The following is a 14,961-nucleotide window of genomic DNA, read 5'->3' as shown; positions in this document are numbered from 1 at the left end:
TCGAAGGATGCTGGAGTTCATCCGGCCCCATCGTTTAGCGGCCTAGGACGCCGCCCTTTCACGGCGGTAGCACGGGTTCGAATCCCGTTGGGGTCACCCTACAATTGAATAAGCATGGCCCTGTAGCGCAGTTGGTTAGCGTGCCGCCCTGTCACGGCGGAGGTCGCGGGTTCAAGTCCCGTCAGGGTCGCTCCGAAAGCGACGGGCCCTTTTTCGGAAGGGCTCTTCGTATAGGACACGGCAACTTCGGCTGCCGTGCGGCTCTGTAGCTCAGTTGGTAGAGCGCACGACTGAAAATCGTGAGGTCACGGGATCGACGCCCGTCGGAGCCACAAGAACCGTCGTTACAACGGTCCCGGAACCCTCCGTTGATTCGTTTCAGGTATTTGGCGAGGGCGTTGAGGATGTCTTCGGCGGTCTTGGTCGAGATGAATGGCTTCGGGTTCTCGTTCCACGCTGTGACCCATTCCCCGAGGTCTTTCTCAAGCGATTGCACGCTGCGGTGGTCCGAGTGTTGCAGCAGATCGCGGGTGAGTTCGGCGAAGAGCCGCTGGATCTGGTTGGACCAGGATGAGTATGTCGGCGTGAAGTGCGTGTGGAACCGGGGGTGCTTTTCCACCCAGGCTTCACCGTGGGGTGCTTCACTGTTTCGTCCTGCACGTTCATCGCCGCGAACAGGCTCGTCGTCCCGTACCGGACACAGTCAGGCGTGCGCCGCTCCGGCACTTCCGGCATTATCTGGGACGCGCTGTGCGCGAGCCGCTTCGACAAGCATCGGCCATTCGTCTGGTCTCCGACGGTCAGGGCCAGATTGCGGCGATCGCCGCAGGGATGGAGTGCGGGCCGGTAACCTCGGCGTAGCGCGCCCCGACCGTCCGCGCGAGCGAACTGGCCTGCGCACCGGTCTCGTCACCGCCGACCGGTGCGAGAACGAGCAGTTCGTCCACGGCACGAGCCGCCGCGACCGGGTCGTCGCCGGCCGTGGCTCGGCCGTCGGAGAGCAGAAGCGTGATCCGCCGTGGTGCCGCCGACTCGTTCAGCTGCGTCACGGCCGCGCGAAGCGCCGCCGCCAGATCGGTACGACCGTGCCCGCGCAACGCGAGCAGGTCCGCAACGACCCTCTCGGCGCCCATCGGCTGCCGTTGCGCCTTCAGTGTGCGAACACCCGATCCGAAGGCGATGACGCTGTAGTCGTCCGCGGCGCGCAGGGCGACGGCGGCGGCGGCGACGGCTGCCGTCGCCATGCGTTCGCCGCCCATCGAACCCGAACGGTCGATGACGAGGGCGACCGCCGTCGCAGGCCGGATCCAGCCCGGTCCGCGCAGATCCTCGGCATCGAGCGCGCGGCCGGCGATAGCCGCCGGCAGCAGCGCGTCCATGCTCTCGTCGACGTCGATGTCCACCCCCGGCTGCCACCGCATGGAACCGATCCGGCCGACCCCCGGCCGAGGAACCCCGCGCCGTGAGGCGGCGCGGAGCATGATGCGGCCAGCGATCGCCCTCGCCCGCCGGCGCAGCCGTTCGTCGGTCGCCCCGCTCATCTCGGCCAGGAGGGTGAGGGCGGCATCCGGATCCCGGCGCTCCAGATCGTTCAGGGCCTGCTCGTCCAGCACCCCCACCTGCGGGGACACCTCCTGGAAGCCGGGCAACGACTGAAGCAGATGGCGTCCCGTCGTCGTGGGAGGGACGTCCGCCGAACCCGGCTGCTGCCGGGCGCCGGGGTTCAGTGGGGCTCGGGGGGCGCCGGACGGTCGCGCCCGGTCGCCCCGACCGCTTTTCCCGGCTCCTCCGGGGGGTCGGTGGTGGCCGGCGGATCGTAGACGAGGTGCCAGAGCTCGGTGATGATCTCCTCGGCGCTGCGCTCGCCGCCCTCGTGCACCCGGATACGGCCGGTGAGAGCGGCGAGCGCAGCGTCCAGGCCCACGCCGGGGTCGGACGTTGGAACGTCGCGCAGGCGCGCGAGCCGGTCCGCGACGAGCACCATGTCGATCGCGCCTCGCACGGACGAGCCGATGCGGATCTCCGGATGGTCCCGGGTCGCGCGCACGAGCGCGACCACCCGGTCCAACCCGGGGATGTCGAGCACGCGGCCGCCGCCGGGCGCGGAGCACACCGCGCGCGCCACCACGAGCTCTTCGTCGGGAGCGCTCTGATAATCCATCCGGATGCGGCAGGTCCGGTCGTACACCGCCGCCGAGATCCGCGCGGTGCCGACCGCGTCGAACGGGTTCATCGCGGCCACCAGCGCGAACCCGGGCGCGGCGCGGACCAGACCCAGCCGCGGAACGTGCAGTTCGCCCTCGCTCATCACGGTGATGAGCACGTTGATGGTCTCCTCCGGCACCCGGTTCAGCTCCTCGAGGTAGAGGAGTTCCCCGCCCCGCAACGCCTGGACGAGCGGGCCGTCGAGGAAGTTCTCGTCCCGATACCCTTCGGCGAGCACCCTGCTGGGGTCGTGGCTTCCGACCAGGCGTCCGGGAGTCAGTTCCGCGCTTCCCTCCACGAACACCAGCCCGACTCCGGCGGCGTCGGCGAGGGTGCGCAGCAGGGTGGATTTGCCGGTGCCGGGCGGACCCTCGAGCATCACGTGTCGGCCCGCGGCGAGCGCCGCCAGCAGCACCTCGGTCTCGGATCGTCGGCCGACGACCGCCTCATCGAAGGCGGCCAACGTTGCCCGTCCGAGGATCGCCGCGACCCCGGAGACCGGAGCTGCGGCGATCGCGTCGGTCGAGGTCACGTCAGTTGTAGACGATCACACCGCGGATGTTCTTGCCGTCGCGCATGTCCTGGTACCCCTGGTTGATATCCTCCAGGCTGTACGTGCGCGTGACGAGTTCGTTCAGCTTCAGCTGGCCGTTCTGGTACAGACTCAGCAGACGGGGGATGTCGGCGCGCGGGTTCGCGGCGCCGAACAGGGACCCCTGCACCCGCTTCTGCGAGAGGGTCAGATCGAACAGGGACATGTTCACCGACATGTCGGCGGCGCGGCCGAGGCCGGTGACCACCGCGATGCCGTTCTTGGTGGTCAGCGCCATGATCCCCGCCATGAGTGCGCCCTCTACCACCCCGGCGGTGTAGATGACCTTGTCGGCCATGACGCCGCGGGTGATCTGCTGCACGAGAGGCATCGCCTCCTCGATGCTGGCGGCGGTGTGGGTGGCGCCCAGGGACTGCGCGTTCTCCCGCTTGAACTCGACCGGGTCCACGGCGACGATGTACTTCGCGCCCGCGATCCGGGCCCCTTGCACCGCGTTGGAGCCGATCCCGCCGACGCCGACGACGACGACGGTGTCGCCGGGCTGTACCTCGGCGCTGTTGACCGCCGACCCCCATCCGGTGGTCACCCCGCACCCGACCAGGGCGGCAACCTCCAGCGGGATGTCGTCGTCGATCTTCACGGCCGAGGCCTCGTTCACAACCGTGTACGGGGCGAACGTGCCGACCATGCACACGATCCGTGCGTCTTCCCCGTTCACGTGGTGGCGGGCGGTGTTGTCGGTGATCTGCAGACCATCCAGGAGGCCGGCGCCGAGGTCGCAGAGGTTCTGGTGCCCGGTGGAGCACATCTTGCACCGACCGCAGGCGGGGATGAAGCTCAGCACCACGTGGTCGCCGACCTTCAGGCTCTCCACGCCCGGCCCGACCTTCTCGACCACTCCCGCGCCCTCGTGTCCGCCGATGTACGGATAGGCGGGCACCGGCATGTCGCCGGTGACGATGTGCTCGTCCGAGTGGCACAAGCCGGATGCGGCGAGCTTGACGAGCACCTCGCCGTGCTTCGGGTCGTCCAGCTCGAGCTCTTCGATCTTCCAATCCTGACCGACGCCCCAGTTGACGGCTGCCTTGGTCTTCATCGCATATCTCCCTCGATACGTCGCTTCGTGCCGCGCACGCGGTCCGTCTCGGGCACCTGGCCGCGCGCGACCCCGCCCTGGCGGACGGGACACCCCCACGCTATTCCGGCTCGCCGCCGATGGCAATGGGCTGCTGGTCCACATCACTGAGTTAGGCAAAGACCTCCGGGACGATGACTGAAGGTCGTCAACGGTCGGACGCGTGCCGGCTCGCTGCAGGATGCCGATGCGGCACCACCTCGACCAGGCCGCCGGCCTGCCGGCGCGTGAGCCCAGGCCCGTCCGCTACGGGAACCGGATCAACAAGTGGTCCGGCGTACACGGGCGAGCTGCGTCATCTGGCCGCGACGGAGCATGTTGTGCACCTGCACGATCTGCTGCGGCGGCGAACGCTGTCGGTTTCCGGGCCGGTGAGAGGATCGCTCGCGAGGCGGCGGCCGTCGTCGCGGACGTGCTCGGATGGGATGAGACGCGCACTGCCCGGGGGCGCAGCGGGTGCTCCGGCACACAGCGCCCGCTCGTCACGCGACCTCGACCACTCCCATCATGCCCAGGTCCTCGTGATCGAGGATGTGGCAGTGGTAGACGGTGCGTGCCGGCAGCCGGTCGAACGCGATCCGCACCGTGACGGCACCGCCCGCCGGAACGTCCACGACGTCCCGCACGTCGATCCCAGACACCTCGCCGCGGCCGTCCCGGATGACCTGCATGGGCCACACATGCAGATGGAACGGATGCGCCATCGGCGAAGTGTTCACGATCGTCCACTCCTCGACAGCGCCGAGGCGGACGGACTGGTCCACTCGTTCTGGATCGAACCCGCGCCCGTCGATGAGGAACCGCATCCCGGCACCGCCCCCCATGCCCATGCTCATGGTGAGGGTGCGCCGCCCCGCGACCTCCCGGCCGCGCAGATCCGGGATGCCGTCGGACGCGGTCGGAGCGATAGCGGCGACGCGGGCCCGGGGATCGGGTGCGACCGTGAGCACCACCGCCTCGGGTGAGATGGCGGAGGCGCCGCCCATCATGCCCATGCCGGCCCGGCCCCGGTCGTAGGCCGCGGCCACCATCGCGACGGGCGCGGCGGGAGTGGTGAGCACCAAGTCGGCACGGTTGCCCGGGGTGAGCAGGAGGCGATCGACCGGCGCCTCGGGGCGGCGACCGGAGTCGATGCCGCGCAGTCTGGCGCCGAGGCCCGACAGCCTCAGGTCCAGGTACCGGCTGGAGCAGGCGTTGACGATCAGCACCCGCTGCTCGGATCCGGCCGGGCCGGTCAGATCGGGGGCGACGCGCCCGTTCGTCAGCAGCATGGCGCCGGTGCGACCCGTCATCCGGTCCATGGGCGAGACCTGCGCAACCGATCCGCCGTCGAAGGTCACGTCGGAGACGACCGCGACTCGCGGCGGCATCCGTGACCAGTCCTCGTCGTCGACGACGATCGCCCCGTACAGTCCGGCGAACAGCTGGTCGGCGACCATTCCGTGGTGGTGCGGGTGGTACCAGAACACACCGGGCGGGTGGTCGGCGGGCAGGACGAACTCGTAGTCGAAGGACTCGCCCGGCCCGACGCGCACGAAGGGGTTGTCACCGGATCCCGCCGCCGACACCATCAGGCCGTGGGTGTGGAGGTTCGTGGGGTCGGCGAGCGCATTGCGCAGCCGCACCCGGAACCGATCGCCGGGACGCAGGTGGATGGTGGGGCCGGGCACCGTGCCGTTGTAGGCCAGCATCGTCGCCGTCGCGCCGCCCACGACGATGTCGGCGGGCGCGGCGGTCAGGTCAAGCTCGAGCGCCCCCGCGGAGGAGGCGACCACCGATGGCTCGTTCCAGCCTTGCCCGCCGGCGCCCTCCGTGCCGGTCGGATTCGGCGCTAGCGCGGGTGATTCGGACTGCAGCGCGGATAGTCCGGCTCCAGTGGCTCCGATCACGAGGACGCCAGCACCGATGGCTCCGAGTGTCAGCGCCTGCCGACGGGTGATGTCGCCGCTCATCCGTCGCTCAGAGCGCGCATCCGCTCCGTGAACTCGTCAACGTCGATCTCACCGCGAGCGAGCCTCTCCTCCAGGATGCGCCGCGCAGCCTCCCCGCCCGCCGGCGTTCCCGATTGCGGGCCGGCGGGGGTGGGCGGCGCACCGGTTGCGTCCGGCGAGCGGGTGCCGACGCGGATGGCGACGTAGATCAGGAGCGCGAACCCCACGAGGACGAGCACCACCCACAGCCAGCCCAATCCGAGTCCCATACCGTAGCCCGGCCACATCATGCAAACCACCTCCGTTGGACGACACGCTACCGCGCGCACCTATGGAGCGCACCGGGCACCCAGCTCGAGTGAGCGCGCATCAGTGATGCGTCCTCGATCGCATCACTGCTGCTAGCATCACGTCATGAGGGCCAGGATCCGTCTGGACGCCGAAGTCGCGGCCGCAACACAGCGCCTCTGCCAGAGCGGCAGGTCGGGCTCGGCGAGGCGACCAGCGAACTTGACCGCGCCGGACTCGCTCGCGGCGCCGAGACCAAGCGGTTCCGTCAACCCACCGCGAACATCGGCCTGACGACCGATGTCACCGAAGTGGTGGACGCCCTCGAGCTACTGGACGGCCACGACGCCGACCGCTTCTCATGATCGTCGATTCGAACGTCCTGCTCTGCGCTGTCGACGAGCAGTGGCGCTTCCACCGCGCGGCGTTCACCTGGCTCGAATCCGCCCTCAACGGCGTCGAACGCGTCGGACTGCCCTGGGCATCATTGGCGGCGTTCCAGCCGATCATCATTCACCCCCGCGCCACTGCGAACCCGATGACTCCAGCGGAGGCGTGGAACTGCGTCTCGGACTGGCTGGATACGGATCGGGCATGGACCCCGCCCCGGGGCGCGTCATCGCGACATCCTCGGACATCTCCTCATCGAAGGCGACCTGCGCGGAAATCTCGTCACGCACGCGCACCTTGCCGCCCTCCCCCAAAATCCACGCCGCTTCGGGAGGTGGCCTCACGAGCCGCGCGGGAGGGCCGGCGCGACCTCTAAGTCAGCGTCGGCAGGAACGTTGCCCGCACGTCACACACGCCCTGGCGCGCCTGCCTCAGGTGGGTGGTCATGCCCACCACGGGGCGGGCAGCAGAACCGTTCGAAGCCGCGGGTCCGCTCCCAATCGGTGACCGCCGCGTCGAAGGCCCCCACCTCGGTGCGCGCCTGGTGGAGGTAGTGCGCGACGACCTCGTCGACGAAGGCCGCGCGGGCCACGTCGGAATGCTCGAACAGGTCGGCAACCTCGCGAAGCGTGGTCGGCAGAGCTCCAGTTCGCCGGGTGTCCCGGCGTCGCGGCGCGCACACTGGATCCGTCCAGGATGTCGGCGTCGAACCGGCCGTCGGCCCGACCGGCCTCCAGGAGAACCACCTCCCGGTCGGGATCCTCGCTGGCGCGGGCAGCGAGCACGGCCCCGGCGGCTCCGCCCCCGACCACCAGGATGCGGCTCACCCGCGGTCACCGCCGAAGACCGCTCCGGTGCGCCGGAAGGACTCGTCCAGAAGCGCGGTCAGGTCGGCGTCCTCCTCCCGCAGCCATCGCTCGTAGGTGGCCAGGCACACGCCCAAGCACGCCCACGCGACACTCTGCGGGCGCAGCGCGTCGGGCGCGTCGCCCGATCGGGAGGCGACGTACTCGGCGATCACCTGGCGCCATGCGGCGTAGCGCAGCGTGGAGTGCGCCACGAGCGTCGGCACGTTCAGGAGCAGCCACATCCGCTGCCGGTGGAACGGCACCTCCTCCGACGGGAACGTGTTGAAGGCGATGACCGCGCGGCGCAGCGCCTCCCGCACCGGGATGTCCGTCGGCAAGGACGCCAGGACGACGCGGAACCGCGCCAGCATGTCGTCGAACTCACCCCACGCCAGGTCGTTCTTGGACGGGAAGTACCGGAACAGGGTGCGCCGACCGATCCCGGCAGCCGCAGCGATCTCGTCGACCGTGGTGCGTTCGAAGCCCCGCTCGACGAACATCCGCAGCGCGAGATGGCTCAACTCGCCATGCGTGGTCGCCCGCGCCCGCCCGGAACGGCTGCGCGACTCACGGACGTCCGCTCCGCCGTCGCCCGTGACGGTCCCCTCGGCCACCTCGCCTCGCCTTCCGTCGATCACCAGCCCCGGTGCGATCCTCTTCCATTCGGCACTCGGTGTCATTAGTATCGGCCTCACCCGGGGATCGACCCGGGCTTCCACGTCGCTGTGAAGGAGCATGCCATGGGTCCGAACGAGGTCGTCGCAGGCGCAGAGTCGATGATCGAAGCCGATTCGCTGGTCGAAGAGGTGTCCATCGACGGCATGTGCGGCGTGTACTGATCCGCATGGACGCGCAGACCGCGTGGCGGCTGCATCCCCAGGTCTCGGTGCGGCCGGAATCGTTCGGCGCGCTGCTGTACCACTTCGGAACGCGGAAGCTGTCGTTCCTGAAGGACCGCACGTTGCTGAGCATCGTGGAGTGTCTGGACTCCAGCCCCGACGTCACGGGGGCCCTGGATGCCGCGGGCGTTCCCGACACCGAGCGACCGCGGTACCTTCGGGCCCTGGACACTCTCGCGCAGTCGCACATGATCCAGGAGAGAGTCGCATGACCCTGCTAACCCCGCCCGCTCCCGCCCGTCTGGTCGACCACTTCGAACGCGGGCTCGACGCACCGATCTGCCTGACGTGGGAGTTGACCTACGCCTGCAACCTGTCGTGCGTGCACTGCCTGTCCAGTTCCGGCCGCCGCGACCCTCGGGAGCTGTCCACCGAGGAGTGCAAGGCGGTGATCGACGAACTCGAGCGGATGCAGGTGTTCTACGTCAACATCGGCGGCGGCGAGCCCACCGTGCGACCCGACTTCTGGGAGATCGTCGACTACGCCACCAGCCACCACGTGGGGGTGAAGTTCTCAACCAACGGCGTGAAGCTGACTCCGGAGGTGGCGCGGCGACTGGCCGCCAACGACTACGTCGACGTGCAGATCTCCCTCGACGGCGCCACGGCGGACGTCAACGACGCGATCCGCGGGCCGCGCTCCTACGAGACCGCGATGACCGCGATGCAGAATCTCTCGGATGCCGGGATGCAGAACTTCAAGCTGTCGGTGGTCTGCACCCGCACGAACATCCCCCAACTGGACGAGTTCAAGGTCATCGCGGACCGGTTCGGCGCGCAGTTGCGGCTCACGCGCCTGCGGCCCTCCGGTCGCGGCGCGGACGTGTGGGACGAGTTGCATCCCACCGCCGAGCAGCAGCGCGAACTGTACGACTGGCTCGTCGCCCACGGCGACCAGGTGCTCACCGGCGACTCCTTCTTCCACCTCTCCGCGTACGGCGCACCCCTGCCCGGTCTGAACCTGTGCGGCGCCGGCCGCGTGGTGTGCCTCATCGACCCCGTCGGGGACGTGTACGCGTGTCCCTTCGCCATCCACGATGAGTTCCTGGCCGGGAACGTCCGCTCCGACGGCGGATTCGCGACCGTGTGGCGCGAGTCCGAGCTCTTCGGTCGCCTGCGGGAGCCGCAGACCGGCGGTGCCTGCGCGTCCTGCAGCTTCTATGACTCCTGCAAGGGCGGATGCATGGCGGCGAAGTTCTTCACCGGGCTACCGCTGGACGGCCCGGACCCGGAGTGCGTGCAGGGGTACGGCGCCGAACTGCTCGCTGGTCGCCCGGAGGACCACGCGGTCCCCTCCCACGCCACCGACCATTCCCACCTCACCGCCCCGCCTCGCCCCCGCTCAGGCGCAGGGCCCGTGCGCCTCACGCTCAGCCGGCGCGGTGACATCGCCGCGCCGCCCGTGAGCGCCTGCGCGGAGGACCCGCTGGCCGGGTTCACCGCGTCCGCGCTCTCGGTCGCACCCGAGACGACCGGCGCCAACCGGTAGCCGGCACAGGAGGCACTCCGACACCACCCGACCCGACCGCACCGTCCCGCCCGAGGACGGCGACGCTCGTTCCCGATCCGTTCGGGAGGTTCGGGGTGCGCGGGACCGAAGGGTCCCGAGACAACAGGAGGAAGAAAATGGCTGGGCAGCTGGAAGGCAAAGTCGCCTTCATCACCGGAGCGGCACGCGGGCAGGGACGCTCGCACGCCATCCGGCTGGCGCAGGAAGGCGCCGACATCATCGCGGTGGACATCTGCGCGCAGATCGACACCGTCCCCTACCCCATGTCGACGCCGGATGATCTGGCGGAGACCGTGCGCCAGGTCGAGGCGCTGGACCGGCGCATCCAGGCGTCCCAGGCCGACGTGCGCGACCGGCCCGCCTTGCAGGCGGCGTTCGACGCGGGCGTGGCGGCCCTGGGACCCGTGGACATCGTGCTCGCCAACGCGGGTATCTTCCCGCTCTCGGCCGCGCCGGACGCACAGGAATGGCAGGACGTGATCGACGTCAACCTCACCGGCGTCTACAACACGGTCGAGATCGCGATCCCGTCCATGGTCGACCGCGGGCAGGGCGGCGCGATCGTGCTCACCAGCTCCACCGCCGGGCTCAACGGCATCGGCGGGAACACGCCGGGCGGGCTGGGGTACACCGCCGCCAAGCACGGAGTGGTGGGCCTCATGCGCAGCTACGCGAACTACCTCGCGCCCCACAGCATCCGGGTCAACACCGTCCACCCCACAGGGGTGAACACGCCCATGGTCGTCAACGACGCGATCCAGGCGGTGATGCAGGCCGACCCCTCCATGGGTGCGGCGATGGCGAACGCGATGCCGGTCGACATGGTCGAGCCGGTGGACATCTCGAACGCGATCCTGTGGCTCGTGTCCGACGCCGCCCGATACGTCACGGGCGTCACCCTGCCGGTGGATGCCGGCTTCACCAACAAGAAGTGACGACGACGTCACAACATCGAAGGAGATGACAATGGGAAGACTGGACGGAAAGGTCGCCTTCATCACGGGGGCGGCCCGCGGGCAAGGACGCTCGCACGCGATCCGGATGGCACAGGAGGGCGCCGACATCATCGCGATCGACCTCGCGGCGCAGATCGGCACCGTGCCCTACGCCATGGCCACGCCCGCCGACCTGGACGAGACCGTCCGGCAGGTCGAGGCGCTGGACCGGCGGATCGTGGCGAGCATCGCCGACGTCCGCGACTACGACGCGGTGAAGTCGTCGCTGGACGCGGGAGTCGCCCAGCTCGGGCACCTCGACATCGTCAGCGCGAACGCCGGCATCGAGTCGTTCGCTCCCGCGGAGCAGCTCACCGACGAGCAGTTCACCGACATGCTGCAGGTGAACCTCATGGGCGTGTGGCACGCCGCCAAGGCGGCCGTGCCGCATCTGCGAGCGGCCGGCGGCGGCTCGATGATCTTCACCAGTTCCTTCGCGGGCCTTGCGCCCCTGGCGAACAATGCGCATTACACGGCGGCCAAGCACGGCGTGGTGGGCCTGATGCGGGTGATGGCGACAGAACTCGCGCCGGACAACATCCGCGTGAACACCGTGAACCCCACCATGGTCAACACCGACATGGTGCAGAACGAGTTCACGCACAAGCTGTTCCGGCCCGACCGCGAGAACCCGACGATGGAGGAGTTCGCCGAGGCGGCGGCGACCATCAACCTGCTGCCGATCCCCTGGGTGGAGCCGATCGACATCTCCAACGCCGTGCTGTGGCTGGCCTCCGACGAGGCCCGCTATGTCACCGGCATCACCCTCCCGATCGACGCGGGAGCGCTGCTGAAGTGAGAGAGGACCAGCCGCGGTGACCGGTGCGACGCCACCCGCCCTGACGGACGCGGAGGATCTCCTCGGCGCGCGCGATCGGATCGCGCGGCGGCTCGTGGGCCGCGAGCGTGAGTTGGAGCTCACGCTCGCGGCCGTCGCCGCCGGGCGCGACATCGTGCTCGAAGGACCGCCGGGCACCAGCAAGACGACGATGCTCACCGCCATCACCCAGGAGTGGGGCATCCCGCTGCTGTTCGTGGAGGGCAACGCCGACCTCACCCCGGCGAAGCTCGTGGGCCACCACAACCCCGCCCGGGTGCTCCGGGAGGACTACTCGGCCGAGAACTTCGTCCCCGGGCCTCTGGTCGAGGCGATGCAGCAGGGCGGGTTCCTCTACATCGAGGAGTTCAACCGGGCCCCCGAAGACACCCTGAACACGCTACTGACGGCGATGGCCGACCGGGCGATCACGGTGCCGCGGGTCGGCACCATCCGCGCGCTCCCCACGTTCCGGGTGATCGCGTCGATGAACCCGTACGACAACATCGGCACCACGCGGCTGTCCACGAGCGTGCACGACCGGCTGAACCGGCTCGCGGTGGACTACCAGGACGCCGAGGCGGAGGAGAGCATCGTGCGCCTGCGCACCGGCGCCACCGGAGCGCTCGGCGAACGCCTGACCGGCGACGCGGTCGCCGTCACCCGCGCGACGCGACGTCATCCCGATGTCCGCCAGGGCTCGAGCGTCCGCGGCGCGATCGACACCACACTGGTCGCCACGCGCCTCGCGCAGCTGCGCGACCTGACCGGTCCCGACGACGCGGCGTACCCGGAACTCGTGTTCGACGCGATGATCGTGGCCTTGTCGGGGCGGATCCACCTCGACGAGGCCGCCGAGACCACCCCGGAGCGGGTGCTGCGCGAGATCTGGGAGGACCGGTTCATCCTGGAGCCCCATCAGGCGGCGCCGGGGTGAAGGGACGTCGCCGCCGACTCGCCGCTGCGATCGGGCCGCACCCGGGCGACGAAGACACCCGGTGCTCCCCTGCGCCGGAACCCGAAGCAGCTCGACGAGGCACCCACCGTCTTCGACGTGTCCGGACGAGCCGGCAGCATCCTGCGCGCCTCCGGACCAGGCAAGCGCGCTGCAGCACCGGTCACGGGCTCACCCGCACCGGCCGAGACCGATGAACCGGCGACGCTCGTGAGCCTCGGCGACGAGGCCGTGGTCGTCGATCCGGCGGTCCGGGCGCGAGCGCGCCAGATCGCCGCGCGGCTGGCGGTGCGCCGCCCCCGCCGCGACGTCACCGCCCGCCGGGGCTCCGGTGCGCTTGTGAGCCTGCCCTACCGCGGCTCATCGGACGAGATCGACCTGGATCGCACCATCGAGGTGCTGGCCGAGCATCCGGTGCCGGAGGACGAGGACATCTTCGTGCGCGAACGGATGCGCACTCAGCGCTCCGTCGTGCTGCTCGTGGACGTCTCGGGGTCGATGAAAGGCGAGCGCATCCGCACCGCAGCCGCCGTCGTCGGTGCGCTGTCGGCAGAACTCGAGCACGACGCTCTCGGTGTGATCGCGTTCTGGTCGGATGCGGCGATCGTGTTGAACCTCGGGGACCCGGTCGATCCGGAGGCGCTCCTCGACGGCATCCTGCGGCTGCCCGCGCGGGGCCTGACGAACGTGGCGTTCCCGCTGGAGCTGGCCGCGACGCAACTGGCCCGGGTGCCCGCCCGGGAAGCGCGCGCGCTGCTGCTGTCGGACTGCGTGCACAACGCCGGCCCCGACCCGCGGCCGCTGGCAGCGCGGCTGCCGCGGCTGGACGTGCTGCTGGATGCCACTGGCGAGAAGGACGTCGAGCTCGGCCGCGAACTGGCGGCCCGCGGCCGCGGCAAGTGCCGGATCGTGCACGGCTACCGCGACGTCGCGCCCGCCGTGTCGGACATCTTCAGCAGCCGCTGACCCCGCCGGCCCACACTTAACATCCCAGACGAGAGAGAGGAAACCACCACCGAGTTCGTCGCGTTCGTGGACTCCGATGCGGTTGGAACCCGACTGCGTCCCGACCCTGCTGTGGCACTTCGCCGACCCGGAGCTGGCTCTCTGGCCGTGCCCCCACATGCTCGGCCTGGCACGGCGCGCCCGAACGCCGCGATCAGCTGGGGGTCCGGCACCTGCCTCGTGGTCCGCACCGCCGCTCGCCGACGGTCTGACTCGGATATGCGGGTCGGCGAGGGCGTGGAACTGGTGTGACGGCTGGTCGAGTCGGGACACCGGGTGCGCTACGAGCCGGGGGTCGTCGTCCGGAACGAGCACCGCACGCGGCTCGTGCCGTAGCCCTCCGCGACCCAGGCTCGACCCTCATCAGGTGATGGCCAACGAATCTCGACGACCGGATCCAACTCGCGACCGCCTACCGCGAACATCTCAACGCGGCTTGACATCTATAGGAGCATCAAGCCCACCGGCGAACTGAAATCCCGCGGTGAGGTGCGCCTCGCGGCGGGTCCCGTAGGCTTCGGACATGGAGGAGCCCTGGGTCGACGAGGCAGCGCGCATGCTCGAGAAGCACACCCGCGATCCGCTTGACGATGCGGTGCGCGGCACGGTTCGGGTGGTCTCGGCATCCGATCGCGTCGGTCGCGCGCGTTACCAGGCCTGCCAACTCGAGGTTGTCACAACCACCGACGGCATCCCGGAGACACGCATCAGCACCGAGGTTGTGACGAGTGCGAAGTACTGGCCCCGCGTCGGCTCGATCCTCCCGGCGCTGATCTCACCGCGCGACCCGACCCGCATCGAGATCAACTGGGACGCACTCGCTCACCAGTGACCGGCGCCCAATCGTGCGGGCGTGACCGCTCGGGTCAGCCGATGGCGATCTCGACCTGGAGTTCTGCCGCCAGCTTCTCGAGGTCTTCCTTGACCCGGGAAAGGTCTGTCCCGGCCACCGTATGCGCCAGAACGGATGCCTCGAAGATGCGTCCGCCGGCCATCGCCGCGTCCCGAACCTCGGTCGACAGGTCGTCGATGCTGAGCTCGTGCGCGGCGAGCACGGCCGACACGTCGCGAACGATTCCCGGCCGGTCATTGGCCACCAACGAGATCACGAGGGAACTGACCTGGCGGTCCGCAGCGGAGGCGCCTACTCCCGAGAGCGCCGTGACCGTGAGCGTCTCATCAAGTGCCCGCAGCGCGTCCAGTAGCGTCTGTGCAGACTCGTCAGCAACCGAGATCTCGACAACCCCGGCGAACACGCCGGCGCGTTCGGCGAGCTGGCTTCCCTCCCAGTTGCCGCCGTGGGCGCTCACGGCATCCGCGACCGCCGAGACGAGGCCAGAGCGGTCCTCTCCGGCAAGCGTGATGACGTAGCGAGGCACGCTCGCATGCTACTCCGCGGCCAGGATCCGCACAGCGGGCAGGTCGGGTTC

15 protein-coding genes, 3 tRNA genes and 2 pseudogenes are annotated in these 14,961 nt (G+C 69.7%); 11 read left to right on the top strand and 9 right to left on the bottom strand.

Annotated elements, in window-relative coordinates:
- Positions 1-23: 23 nt before the first annotated feature.
- The 3 genes from B3587_RS09595 to B3587_RS09585 all read left to right on the top strand — a co-directional run bounded on the left by B3587_RS09595 (position 24) and on the right by B3587_RS09585 (position 332).
- Positions 24-96: transfer RNA gene (locus tag B3587_RS09595), tRNA-Glu, on the top strand.
- Positions 97-116: 20 nt separating this feature from the next.
- Positions 117-190, top strand: a tRNA-Asp gene (locus tag B3587_RS09590).
- Positions 191-259: 69 nt separating this feature from the next.
- Positions 260-332, top strand: a tRNA-Phe gene (locus B3587_RS09585).
- Positions 333-800: 468 nt separating this feature from the next.
- On the opposite strand, the gene B3587_RS09575 is transcribed toward B3587_RS09585, so the two are convergent.
- The 8 genes and pseudogenes from B3587_RS09575 to mftR all read right to left on the bottom strand — a co-directional run bounded on the left by B3587_RS09575 (position 801) and on the right by mftR (position 7,964).
- Positions 801-1,649, bottom strand: a complete 849-nt coding sequence (locus B3587_RS09575; protein ID WP_292728155.1) for a vWA domain-containing protein — start codon at positions 1,647-1,649, stop codon at positions 801-803.
- Positions 1,650-1,723: 74 nt separating this feature from the next.
- A complete protein-coding gene (locus B3587_RS09570) occupies positions 1,724-2,737 on the bottom strand; it encodes an AAA family ATPase (RefSeq protein ID WP_292728153.1) in 1,014 nt (337 codons plus the stop codon).
- Between the two features lies 1 nt (position 2,738).
- Positions 2,739-3,854 (bottom strand): NDMA-dependent alcohol dehydrogenase, encoded by a 1,116-nt coding sequence (locus B3587_RS09565; protein ID WP_292728151.1) that lies wholly within the window; start codon positions 3,852-3,854, stop codon positions 2,739-2,741.
- 521 nt (positions 3,855-4,375) lie between these two features.
- Complete coding sequence (locus B3587_RS09555) at positions 4,376-5,845, bottom strand: multicopper oxidase family protein (protein ID WP_292728149.1); 1,470 nt, start codon at positions 5,843-5,845, stop codon at positions 4,376-4,378.
- A complete protein-coding gene (locus B3587_RS09550; RefSeq protein ID WP_292728147.1) occupies positions 5,842-6,114 on the bottom strand; it encodes an SHOCT domain-containing protein in 273 nt (90 codons plus the stop codon). Before B3587_RS09550 ends, B3587_RS09555 begins: the two co-directional genes overlap by 4 nt.
- A gap of 860 nt (positions 6,115-6,974) precedes the next feature.
- A pseudogene (locus B3587_RS15930) lies at positions 6,975-7,145 on the bottom strand (glutamine synthetase); the annotation flags it as partial.
- Between the two features lie 91 nt (positions 7,146-7,236).
- Positions 7,237-7,314: pseudogene (locus B3587_RS15860) on the bottom strand (hypothetical protein); the annotation flags it as partial.
- 11 nt (positions 7,315-7,325) lie between these two features.
- A complete protein-coding gene (mftR, locus tag B3587_RS09535; RefSeq protein WP_292728145.1) occupies positions 7,326-7,964 on the bottom strand; it encodes a mycofactocin system transcriptional regulator in 639 nt (212 codons plus the stop codon).
- 126 nt (positions 7,965-8,090) lie between these two features.
- On the opposite strand from mftR, the gene mftA reads away from it, so the two are divergent.
- The 8 genes from mftA to B3587_RS09495 all read left to right on the top strand — a co-directional run bounded on the left by mftA (position 8,091) and on the right by B3587_RS09495 (position 14,363).
- Positions 8,091-8,189: a mycofactocin precursor MftA gene (mftA, locus tag B3587_RS09530; protein WP_292728143.1), complete on the top strand. Its 99-nt coding sequence runs from the start codon at positions 8,091-8,093 to the stop codon at positions 8,187-8,189.
- A gap of 5 nt (positions 8,190-8,194) precedes the next feature.
- Positions 8,195-8,461 (top strand): mycofactocin biosynthesis chaperone MftB, encoded by a 267-nt coding sequence (gene mftB / locus B3587_RS09525; RefSeq protein WP_292728141.1) that lies wholly within the window; start codon positions 8,195-8,197, stop codon positions 8,459-8,461.
- Positions 8,458-9,738, top strand: coding sequence for a mycofactocin radical SAM maturase (gene mftC / locus B3587_RS09520; protein WP_292728139.1), 1,281 nt, complete (start codon positions 8,458-8,460; stop codon positions 9,736-9,738). The genes mftB and mftC overlap by 4 nt, the downstream gene beginning before the upstream one ends.
- Positions 9,739-9,875: 137 nt before the next feature.
- The gene (locus B3587_RS09515; protein WP_292728137.1) at positions 9,876-10,694 is read left to right on the top strand and encodes a mycofactocin-coupled SDR family oxidoreductase; all 819 of its coding nucleotides are present in this window, start codon (positions 9,876-9,878) and stop codon (positions 10,692-10,694) included.
- Between the two features lie 31 nt (positions 10,695-10,725).
- A complete protein-coding gene (locus tag B3587_RS09510) occupies positions 10,726-11,553 on the top strand; it encodes a mycofactocin-coupled SDR family oxidoreductase (RefSeq protein ID WP_292728135.1) in 828 nt (275 codons plus the stop codon).
- Between the two features lie 16 nt (positions 11,554-11,569).
- Positions 11,570-12,508: an AAA family ATPase gene (locus B3587_RS09505; RefSeq protein WP_292728133.1), complete on the top strand. Its 939-nt coding sequence runs from the start codon at positions 11,570-11,572 to the stop codon at positions 12,506-12,508.
- A gap of 117 nt (positions 12,509-12,625) precedes the next feature.
- Entirely contained in the window at positions 12,626-13,492 is an 867-nt protein-coding gene (locus tag B3587_RS09500; protein ID WP_292728131.1) for a vWA domain-containing protein, read from the top strand.
- A 562-nt stretch (positions 13,493-14,054) separates the two neighbouring features.
- Positions 14,055-14,363, top strand: a complete 309-nt coding sequence (locus B3587_RS09495) for a hypothetical protein (protein ID WP_292728129.1) — start codon at positions 14,055-14,057, stop codon at positions 14,361-14,363.
- Positions 14,364-14,397: 34 nt separating this feature from the next.
- Here B3587_RS09495 and B3587_RS09490 read toward each other — a convergent pair whose 3' ends face one another.
- A complete protein-coding gene (locus B3587_RS09490; protein ID WP_292728127.1) occupies positions 14,398-14,910 on the bottom strand; it encodes a glycine cleavage system protein R in 513 nt (170 codons plus the stop codon).
- Positions 14,911-14,961 lie beyond the last annotated feature (51 nt).

Source organism: Microbacterium sp. UBA837, from assembly GCF_002296025.1.
Classification (GTDB): domain Bacteria; phylum Actinomycetota; class Actinomycetes; order Actinomycetales; family Microbacteriaceae; genus Microbacterium.
This window is presented reverse-complemented; position numbering and strand designations above follow the sequence as displayed.

Coding starts and splice junctions, on each gene's coding strand:
- B3587_RS09565 (WP_292728151.1), bottom strand. CDS start 3,854: ATGAAGACCAAGGCAGCCGTCAACTGGGGCGTCGGTCAGGATTGGAAG.
- B3587_RS09555 (WP_292728149.1), bottom strand. CDS start 5,845: ATGAGCGGCGACATCACCCGTCGGCAGGCGCTGACACTCGGAGCCATC.
- B3587_RS09550 (WP_292728147.1), bottom strand. CDS start 6,114: ATGATGTGGCCGGGCTACGGTATGGGACTCGGATTGGGCTGGCTGTGG.
- mftA (WP_292728143.1), top strand. CDS start 8,091: ATGGGTCCGAACGAGGTCGTCGCAGGCGCAGAGTCGATGATCGAAGCC.
- mftB (WP_292728141.1), top strand. CDS start 8,195: ATGGACGCGCAGACCGCGTGGCGGCTGCATCCCCAGGTCTCGGTGCGG.
- mftC (WP_292728139.1), top strand. CDS start 8,458: ATGACCCTGCTAACCCCGCCCGCTCCCGCCCGTCTGGTCGACCACTTC.
- B3587_RS09515 (WP_292728137.1), top strand. CDS start 9,876: ATGGCTGGGCAGCTGGAAGGCAAAGTCGCCTTCATCACCGGAGCGGCA.
- B3587_RS09510 (WP_292728135.1), top strand. CDS start 10,726: ATGGGAAGACTGGACGGAAAGGTCGCCTTCATCACGGGGGCGGCCCGC.
- B3587_RS09495 (WP_292728129.1), top strand. CDS start 14,055: ATGGAGGAGCCCTGGGTCGACGAGGCAGCGCGCATGCTCGAGAAGCAC.